Origin of the sequence: uncultured Acetatifactor sp. (genome assembly GCF_948601915.1) — a bacterium.
Taxonomy (GTDB): Bacteria; Bacillota; Clostridia; order Lachnospirales; family Lachnospiraceae; genus Acetatifactor.
Genome location: NZ_CAPDXS010000016.1, coordinates 41,658 through 50,608, shown reverse-complemented (window position 1 = coordinate 50,608; position 8,951 = coordinate 41,658). Strand labels below are relative to the sequence as shown.

Genomic DNA, 8,951 nt, shown 5'->3' with positions numbered 1-8,951 from the left:
TTTAGGAGAAAATATTTTTAGAACTTGCTGCCACGTAAGTGGCTTGGTACAATATCGACACAAAAGGACGTTGTGTCAACTTCTGATTCCATGTGCGCTGAAGCGCACGAAATTATAGTATAGCGTCATCAAGGCAGAAGCGATAAAGGATGCGGACGGGATGAAAATAGCCATCGTAGAGGACGAAGCGAAAGAACAGGAAATCATCGTAAAATATATAGGGGAATGGGCTGAGGCGAGAAGGGAACTGGTGGAATTCAGCTGTTTTCCCAGCAGCGAGAGTTTCCTCTTCGCCTGGGAGGACGGGAAGGATTATCGTCTCCTGATCCTTGACATCGAGATGGGCGGGATGAACGGCCTGGGGCTGGCCGAAAAAGTACGCCTGGAGGACAGGGAGGTTCCCATTCTGTTCGTCACCGGGTACGACGAATACATGCAGCGCGGATACGATGTGTCGGCGCTTCACTATCTGATGAAGCCGGTGGACAAGGAAAGGCTGTTCCAGGCGCTGGACCGGATGGCGGAGGCGAAGCGGGAGGAAGGGGAGAGCCTTGTGCTGAACGGAGCGGACGAGGTGAGGCGGGTGCAGACAGGCAGCATTCTGTACGTGGAGGCCGCAGGGCACGGCAGCGTGATGCACACATGGGACGGGGCGTTCCCGCTGAGGGAATCCCTGGGGGAGATCGAGAAGCGGGTGAACGGAATTCCCGAGATAGTAAGGTGCCACAGGGCGTATCTGGTGAATCTGCGGTTTGTCTCGGCCATCCGGAATGCGGAGCTGATCCTGGACAACGGCGAGAGGCTCGCGGTCTCGAGAACGCGGGTCAAACAGGTACAGCTGGAATTCCTGAGGTACTATAAAAGCAGATAGATGCGAAGGCGGGGAGTGCGCGGAATGAATCTGGTGCCATATGTGATTGTCGGGGCGGTTCTTTTGATCAATGTTCTTCTGTGGATCTTCTGGATGCCGCGGTATGTGGACAGAAGGATAAGCCGGTTTCAGAATGAGCTGGTGGACAGGCATTACGCGGAGGTGGAGACCATGTACCGCAAGATGCGGGGCTGGAGGCATGATTACCACAACCATATCCAGGTGCTGAAGGCCCATATGGAGCTTGGGGATTACGGGGATGCGCTGCGGTATCTGGACATGCTGAACGACGACCTGACCACGGTTGACACGGTGATAAAGACCGGGAATGTGATGGTGGACGCCATCTTGAACAGCAAGCTGACCATAATCCGGGAGAAGGGAATCCAGGTGGACGCGACGGCGGTGGTCCCCCAGGACGTTCCGTTCTCGGGGATAGATCTGTCTGCGCTGATCGGCAATCTCCTGGACAATGCCCTGGAGGCCTGCCTGCAGATGGGGGACGGGGAGGAGCCGTTCATCCAGATTTATATCGACATCGTGAAAAAGCAGCTCTATATCGCGGTCACGAATTCCATGAGCGGGAGGGCCAGGAGGAGCGGACTGCAATATCTCACCACCAAGTCCGGGGGGCATGCAGGGGTGCACGGCTTCGGTCTCGTCCGCATTGACCGGATCGTGTCGAAATACGGCGGCTTTCTCAACCGGCAGGATGAGGAGGGTGTGTTCGCGACGGAGGTGATGCTGCCGCTGGTGGAAGGGTGACTGCGCGGCGCAGGGAAAACTCAGAAAAAATACGGAAAAAATGCAATTCGTGCGTGTGGGGATACCATTCGTGCGAAATTGTTTTTTTCGGGAAATCCTGTGCTATATTTACGTATACTCAAGACCGCCAGAATTAACCAAATCGCTTACGGCAAGATTACAGATGGCGGTCTTAAGGTCACTGTCACAACAGTGACCTTGTTATACATTTACATTGGCAAATGTTTCTGAGCACGAGTATAAAATGCCGCGGGGACGTGAAATCCGGCTGTACTGTTGGCGTGGACTGCGGCTGGATTGTGGGCATTTGATGCGGGAGAAAGAGGAGATATATGAGACGCAGGGGACAGGCAGGGCAGACGGAACAGGCAGGACAGACAGGCCAAACAGGACACGCAAAACAGGGATGTCCTGGGGGCCGCAGGGAGCCCGCGGGCTACACCCTGGCCTCCAATCTGTTTTTTCATCTGAAAAGCGCGAAGCAGTGGAACAAATGGGTGTGCTATTTCCAGTTTCTGGCTGTGGTTCCCGGCATGACCGCGACCTTTCTGGGGATATGGCTGCCGTCCCTGATCGTCTCGCAGCTACAGGGGAAGGTATCGCTGGCCGCCCTGCTGACGAGCGTGATTGCGGTGGCCGCGGCCATCCTGGCGTGCAGCGTGGTGAACTCCAGCATGCAGCAGTATCTCTATCGGAACGGCATGTCGCTGACCCTGTATTACGACAAACTGGCCTTCCGTAAGACGATGAAGATTGACTATGAGCTTCTGGAGAGACAGGAGACCCAGAAGCTGGTGGGAAATATCTGGAATGTCCTCAGAAACGAGTTCGCCATCCGCAATTCGGTCACCTCCATGCCCGTTTTGATTGCCTCCTTCCTGAGCTCTCTGCTGTACGGCGTCCTCCTGTGCCTGGTGAATCCGGGGCTGGCGGCGATGCACATCCTGACCATAGGAATCAACATTTTCCTGTTGAAGAGGGTGGAAAGGGTACACGGGAGAAACCACGAGAAGCTGGGCAGGCACACGAAGGAGATCGCGTACATCAACCGCCACGCCATGGAGCGCAGCGACGGCAAGGATATCCGTATCTACCAGATGCAGGACTGGTTCATGGAGAAATACGACCAGGCCATCCTGGGCATGGACCGCATCTACGGCCGCATACACACACAGTATTTCATCCGCCGGGTGCAGGAACTGGGGCTGGGGTTCCTGACAGAGCTGGCCTCGTATGGCTATCTCGCCTGGTTGCTGACGCTAGGTCAGCAGAGCGTCGCACAGTTTGTCTTCTCCGTGGGCCTGGTGCGGACGTTTTCCGCCAATTTCTCGGAGCTGATTCGGAAGGTGCAGGGGTTGAATGCCATCAACTCCTTTCTCTCCTATCTCCGAAAGCTCCTAGATCTCCCGGAGGCGGAGCGCAGAGAATGCAGGAATCCGGACAGGGCGAGGGGAGTGGAGGTGGAATTCCGGCATGTGTCGTTTCGGTATCCCGGGGCGGAGACGGACATCCTGTATGACATCAACCTGACCATACATTCCAATGAGAAGCTGGCGCTCATCGGCTTAAACGGCGCGGGGAAGACCACGTTGGTGAAGCTCCTCTGCGGCTTTTATAAACCTGTGGAGGGAGCAATCTATATCAACGGCACAGAGCAGAGCGACTATGACCCGGAAGAATACAGGAGCCTCATCTCCGCGCTGTTCCAGGATTCCATGCTGTTCCCGCTGACCCTGGACGAGAACCTGACGGCCGCTCCGGCGGAGGAGGCGAACCGGGAGGAGCTGGAGCTTGCCCTGGAATGGTCCGGGTTCGGCGGGCGCTACGAGAGTCTGCCGAACAGGGGGAGGACGAGGGTGGTACGGGAAGTGTACGGGGACGCAACGGATTTCTCCGGGGGCGAGAAGCAGAAGCTGCTATTCGCGAGGGCCCTCTACAGAAAAGCGCCGCTGCTGATCCTGGACGAGCCCACCGCCGCATTGGACCCAATAGCGGAGCATGAGCTGTATCTGCGCTATGGCGAGGCGGCCCGGGGGCGCACTGTAATCTTCATATCCCACCGGCTGTCCAGCACGCGGTTCTGCGACAGGATTGTGCTGCTGGAGGGAGCGGGGATTGTCGAGGAGGGCACCCATGAGGAGCTGCTGAAAAAGGGCGGGCGCTATGCCGAGCTGTTTGAGATGCAGAGCAGGTTCTATAAGGAGAACGGAAAATGAAACGAAAGGATCTGGAAAATCTGTGGTTCCTCCTGAAAGCGGTGTACCGGCAGGAGAAGAAAACCTTTTACATAGGAATCGCCCACGCGGTTCTGGAGGCGGTCACCCCGTATATTCTGGTGCTGCTGATCGGCCTTATTACCGATGCGGCGCTGGCCGGCTCTGATATGAGAAGGGTCATGGGCATGATTCTTGCCGCCGTGGGCGGGAAGCTGATCCTGGGCGTGATAACCGCCAGGCTGGGGGAGAGCTTCCGGAAGAAGCTGGAGAATTATCCCAAGGAGTTCGGCAGCCGGGAGCTGAACCGGAAGGCGCTGACCATGGATTACGAATATCTGGAGGATGCGCACGCCCAGGACATCCGGTTCCGGGCGTTCCAGAATTCCTTTTACGGGGTGGGAGGATGGCTGATGGTGCAGCTGTGCGATCTGCTGCAGAATCTCGTGACCATCGGCGCGGCCGCCGCCATAGTGTCCCCCATGTTCGGCATTGCCAAGAATGCGGGATACAGGTTTTGGGGCTCCGGGTGGAGCGCATTGCTGCTGGCGGCAGCGCTGGGAGGCCTGCTGTTCGTGAATTATAAGTTCAGTTTCAGGGACACGCAGAAGGCCACAAGGCATTTCCTGGATGCCTCCGCCATCTATAATAAGAAGCTTTTCTATCTGGACCTGCTGTCCGGGGTGGAGCCCCAGAAGGATATCCGCGCCATGGGGCTGGAAGGCATGCTGAACAGAGACATCGACGGGCTCTTTGCCGGAATCTGCGGGAGCGAGAAGAGCAGGAATGCGATATATGTGAGAAGGACCGTGCTGCAGAGAATCATCCTCAATCTGTGCAATCTGCTGATCTATGCCTATGCCGGTATGCAGGCCTGGCTGGGGATCATCACCATCGGCAGCGTGGTCGCATATGCGTCCAGCATGGAGCTGTTCGCGGGGGCCGTGGCCAGGCTCGCCGTCACGATGGGACACTTGAAGACAGCGGCCCTGTACGCCGCGGATTACAGGGAATTCACAGGGCTTGGCAGGAGGAAATACGAGGGGACGATTCCTGTAGAGAAACGGCAGGACGACAGGTTCTCCGTGGCATTTGAGAATGTCTCCTTCCGGTATCCCGGCTCCGATGAATATGTAATCAGGAACCTCAACCTGAAGCTGGAGATTGGAGAAAAGCTGGCCATCGTCGGCAGGAACGGCTCCGGCAAGACCACCTTTGTAAAACTCCTCTGCCGCCTGTACGACGTGACGGAGGGCTGCATTAAGGTGAACGGCATCGACATCCGGAAATACGATTACAGAGAGTACTGCAATCTGTTCTCGGTGGTGTTTCAGGATTTCCAGATGTTTGCCTTTCCCGTGGGAGAGAATATAGCGGCCGGGGCGGAGATGGACGAGGGGAGGGTGGCGGTCGCCATGGAGAGGGCCGGCCTGGGAGCCAGGCTGTCCAATCTCCCGGGAGGGCTGGGCACATGCGTCGGAAAGGATTATGACGAGAGTGGAGTCGCCTTCTCCGGCGGGGAGCGGCAGAAGCTGGCGATTGCCCGGGCGATCTACAAAGACGCGCCCTTTGTCATAATGGACGAACCCACGGCGGCGCTGGACCCGAAGGCGGAGACGGAGGTGTTCGAGGGCTTTGACGGGATGGTGGGCCACAAGACGGCCATCTACATCTCGCACCGCCTGGCCTCCTGCAGGTTCTGCGAGGACATTCTGGTATTTGACAGGGGGAAGGTCGTACAGCACGGAACCCATGAGGAGCTGGAAAAGCAGGAAGGGCTGTACAGGGAGCTCTGGAACGCGCAGGCACAGTATTATGCGTGATGGGCGGCGCTGCCGTTTATTCAGGTCAAGCGATTTAATGCTTGCGTATTTACGGAACATATGTTATACTGGCCTTATTCTGTACAGGATATTTTATCTTATTTTCAAAAGCCATCAGCGATTTTCCTACAGTTTACGCTCCCTCGTTCCCATTATACACTGTGTCAAGAGAAATGGATACCTTATATGGCCTAGCGGATTCTTATGGACTGCAGGAGACCGGACAGTTTCGGAACGCGAAATGGCCATTACACCTTGACAATTGGATAGACCCGCAACTGGAGCAAAGCGGCTCCACAAAAACACTGTAGCAACTTATACTGCTTAACGATTTCACTTGCCGTAAAATCAGACTGCATAACGCTGACCGGTTCAATCGCATGATTGCATTAGGCAGTATTCAGCGTTATGCAGTATATAATCGTAACCAATGCAATGGGAGGTATCCTTATGACAGACAGCGAAAAGTTCGACCTGCTTTTATCCGAAGTGCGGAGCATCCGGAGTGAGACTCAGGACATGAAAAAGGACATGATGGAACTCAGTCGGAAAATGAACCGAATCGAAACCAGACAAGCCGGCCCCGCACGGGAAATCTATCGAATAGACCGGAAGATAACCGACATCTACAACCTGGCGCTGGACATATGGGCAGCGTCAGAAAACAGGTCATGGCCTGACGGCAACCGCCAGTTGCCGGATTGAAAGCCGAAAATGGTGGCTTCGCAACCGCTTTCAGTGCTATGATTCTGTTATCAAATTTACGGAGGTTCCGCTTATGAACATCGCAGACAGAATACAACAGCTGAGGAAATCCAAAGGAATATCCCAGGAGGAGCTTGCGAACAGCATCGGCGTCTCCAGACAGGCGGTCTCCAAGTGGGAAAGCGCACAGAGCGTTCCGGATATCGAAAAGATAATCCTCCTGAGCGATTATTTTGAGACTACCACGGATTTTCTCCTGAAAGGAATCGCTCCCGCCTTGGTGCCTGAAAAAAGATACAGCGCAATGATGTTCGCTCTCATTGGCACTGTCCTGAACGCAATCGGCCTGGTCTCTTCCATAGTCATCTGGATTGAGCAGCAGAGGGCCTATGCCGTAGGCCTGGGATTCGCCGTCATGCTGATTGGCACGGGAATCTTCCTCATGGGACAGTTCCTGGACACAAGGGATAAGCAGAAGGCAAAGCGCTTCTTCCTGCTGCCAGGCGTATGGATTCTGCTGTTCGTCCCCATGGCCTTCTGTTTCAACACCCTGATGGGGTTAAAGGGTGGCGGATTCTCCTGGTGGATCGCGCCGGTTCCCATGCCAATGCATTCCTACAAGACCTTTGGCCTCTATTGGATCATATACATCGCCGTATGCACTGCCATCGATATCCTCATAGCAAGGCAAAATAGAAGCGCGCCATAGCAAGGTTAGAAGGCTGTGGGAAAATGGCCGAATTCTCATTTGCCGACAGCCTCCTTTCGCTCCCTGCCTTACAGCCCGCCAAAAATCCGCTTCACCGTCCGGAAAGAAAGCTTGGGGCGCCTGTACTCATCCCAGATTCCCTTGTTGTTCATGGTCCGGGGCCGACCGCTGAACCAACTGTCGCACACCCTGCAGTCGCAGAACTGCCAGATATAGACGCCGCTTATGTCCTCTCTGGAAAGCACCGCCGTAAGCTGCTCCTCCAGCGCCTTTTCCTGATATTCCTCCGACCATTTCACCATGTCGGGGGTGCGGTATCCGTAGATTGCCCCTGCGCCGATTTCCGTAATCAGGAAGGGCTTGCCCGCCCCTTCCGTCTCCTCCTGCACCCAGCCGTAGAGGTCGTCCAGATATTCCCCGGGCGGCGTGTCGTGGTACCAGAGGGGATAGATGTTGTAGGAGACCACCTCGGGAAGGTCGAAGCAGATGTCCGTCTTGAACTGGCAGCTGGCGGAGGAGCGGGGCCTGGTGGAATCCAGCTGTCCAATCAGCTCGTACTGCCTGCGATAGCACTCTCTCCCGTATTCCGTGTGGCTGGCGCACTCGTTGAGGATGCCCCAGATATAGATGCTGGGGTGGTTGTAATGGGCCGTAATCATCTCCCGGATGCAGTCCTCGCACTGCCTTTCAAAATTCGGGTTGCGCATGTTCTCCTCCGACAGCCCTCTGGCATGGTTCTCCTCCCAGACCAAAATGCCCAGCTCGTCGCACAGATCCAGGAACCGCTCGTCATTGGGGTAATGGGAGGTGCGGACGGAATTCGCCCCTGCCTCCTTCATGAGCATCAAATCCTGGTACATGGCCCCATAGGGGATGGCGCACCCGAACTGGGGATGGTCCTCATGGCGGCAGAACCCCTTGATCCGCACCCGATTGCCGTTCAGGTAAATCCCCTTTCCCACAATCTCCACCCTGCGGAATCCTATCCGGTCGATCAGGTCGTCGATTTCCCACTCATGCGCGTCCGTCAGCACCGCTGTCAGGGGATACAGGGCAGGATTCTCCGGGCACCATGCCGTCACCTCCTCGCAGGGCAGCTCCCCGGTCTCCACGGATGCGCCGCCGTTCCCCTCTGCCCGCACCGGAACCGAAGCCAGCTCCCTTTCCCCCAGGAAAAATGTGACTTTGCCTGTAAACGCCGTCCCCGACAGGTTCTCTGCCTGCGCCCGGATTTTCAGATGCCACTGGCCGTCTTTGAAGATGCTGTCCGCATGCATCCCGGAAAGGTAAGCATCCCCCTGGCGCTCCAGCACCACCGGCCTGGTGATTCCCCCATAGGTCTGGTAATCATTGGGCACATGCAATGCGGAGGCCTCGCCAAAGGAATTGTCCACCACCACCTTCAGGCGGTGCTCCCCCTCGCCGATGTCTCTCAGGTCAACCGAAAAAGGCGTATAAGCATTGTAATGGGATGCCACAAGCCTGTCGTCCAGATAGACCTCCGCCGTATGGCTTACCCCCTTGAACTCCAGCCGCACATTTCCGAAGCACCGGATGTCCCGCTGGTATTGGGCCCTGCCCCGGTAGCCGCGCATGTCCGGACTGCATTCCCAGCACTCCGGCACCATGGCTTTCCTGGAAACCCCCGTCCCCTGGCCCGGCAGGGTCACGAAGTCCCACAGAGATGAGGAAATCTCTTCGCAGTTCCTGATTTTGTGTGTCGCAAAGCTTCTTACCATAAAAACCTCCTTCTGCTTTCTTGCCCGATTTCCGGCGGCCGCAGCCGCTGGGGCATCTCCGCCCGCTATCTTTTCGTCCGCTTCCGGCTGCTGCCGCCTGGGGCTTCTCCATCCGCTATCCGTCCC

Annotated in this window: 7 protein-coding genes; 6 read left to right on the top strand and 1 reads right to left on the bottom strand. The window is 56.3% G+C overall.

The features are described from left to right. Positions 1-160 precede the first annotated feature (160 nt). From Q2B33_RS04455 to Q2B33_RS04430, 6 genes are all read left to right on the top strand, one after another. Positions 161-871: a LytTR family DNA-binding domain-containing protein gene (locus Q2B33_RS04455; RefSeq protein WP_300571577.1), complete on the top strand. Its 711-nt coding sequence runs from the start codon at positions 161-163 to the stop codon at positions 869-871. 24 nt (positions 872-895) lie between these two features. Then, positions 896-1,636: a sensor histidine kinase gene (locus Q2B33_RS04450; RefSeq protein WP_300571575.1), complete on the top strand. Its 741-nt coding sequence runs from the start codon at positions 896-898 to the stop codon at positions 1,634-1,636. A gap of 332 nt (positions 1,637-1,968) precedes the next feature. After that, a complete protein-coding gene (locus tag Q2B33_RS04445) occupies positions 1,969-3,852 on the top strand; it encodes an ABC transporter ATP-binding protein (RefSeq protein ID WP_300571573.1) in 1,884 nt (627 codons plus the stop codon). Then, on the top strand, positions 3,849-5,672 hold the full coding sequence (locus Q2B33_RS04440) for an ABC transporter ATP-binding protein (RefSeq protein WP_300571571.1): 1,824 nt from the start codon (positions 3,849-3,851) through the stop codon (positions 5,670-5,672). Before Q2B33_RS04445 ends, Q2B33_RS04440 begins: the two co-directional genes overlap by 4 nt. A gap of 450 nt (positions 5,673-6,122) precedes the next feature. Continuing rightward, positions 6,123-6,377, top strand: a complete 255-nt coding sequence (locus Q2B33_RS04435) for a hypothetical protein (RefSeq protein ID WP_296470091.1) — start codon at positions 6,123-6,125, stop codon at positions 6,375-6,377. A gap of 73 nt (positions 6,378-6,450) precedes the next feature. Further along, positions 6,451-7,086 carry a helix-turn-helix domain-containing protein gene (locus Q2B33_RS04430; protein ID WP_296470087.1) on the top strand — a complete coding sequence of 212 codons (636 nt, stop codon included), beginning with the start codon at positions 6,451-6,453 and terminating at the stop codon, positions 7,084-7,086. A gap of 68 nt (positions 7,087-7,154) precedes the next feature. Here the strand turns inward: Q2B33_RS04430 and Q2B33_RS04425 are convergent, their stop codons facing one another. Beyond that, a complete protein-coding gene (locus tag Q2B33_RS04425) occupies positions 7,155-8,825 on the bottom strand; it encodes a glycoside hydrolase family 2 protein (RefSeq protein ID WP_300571568.1) in 1,671 nt (556 codons plus the stop codon). Positions 8,826-8,951: the final 126 nt, after the last annotated feature.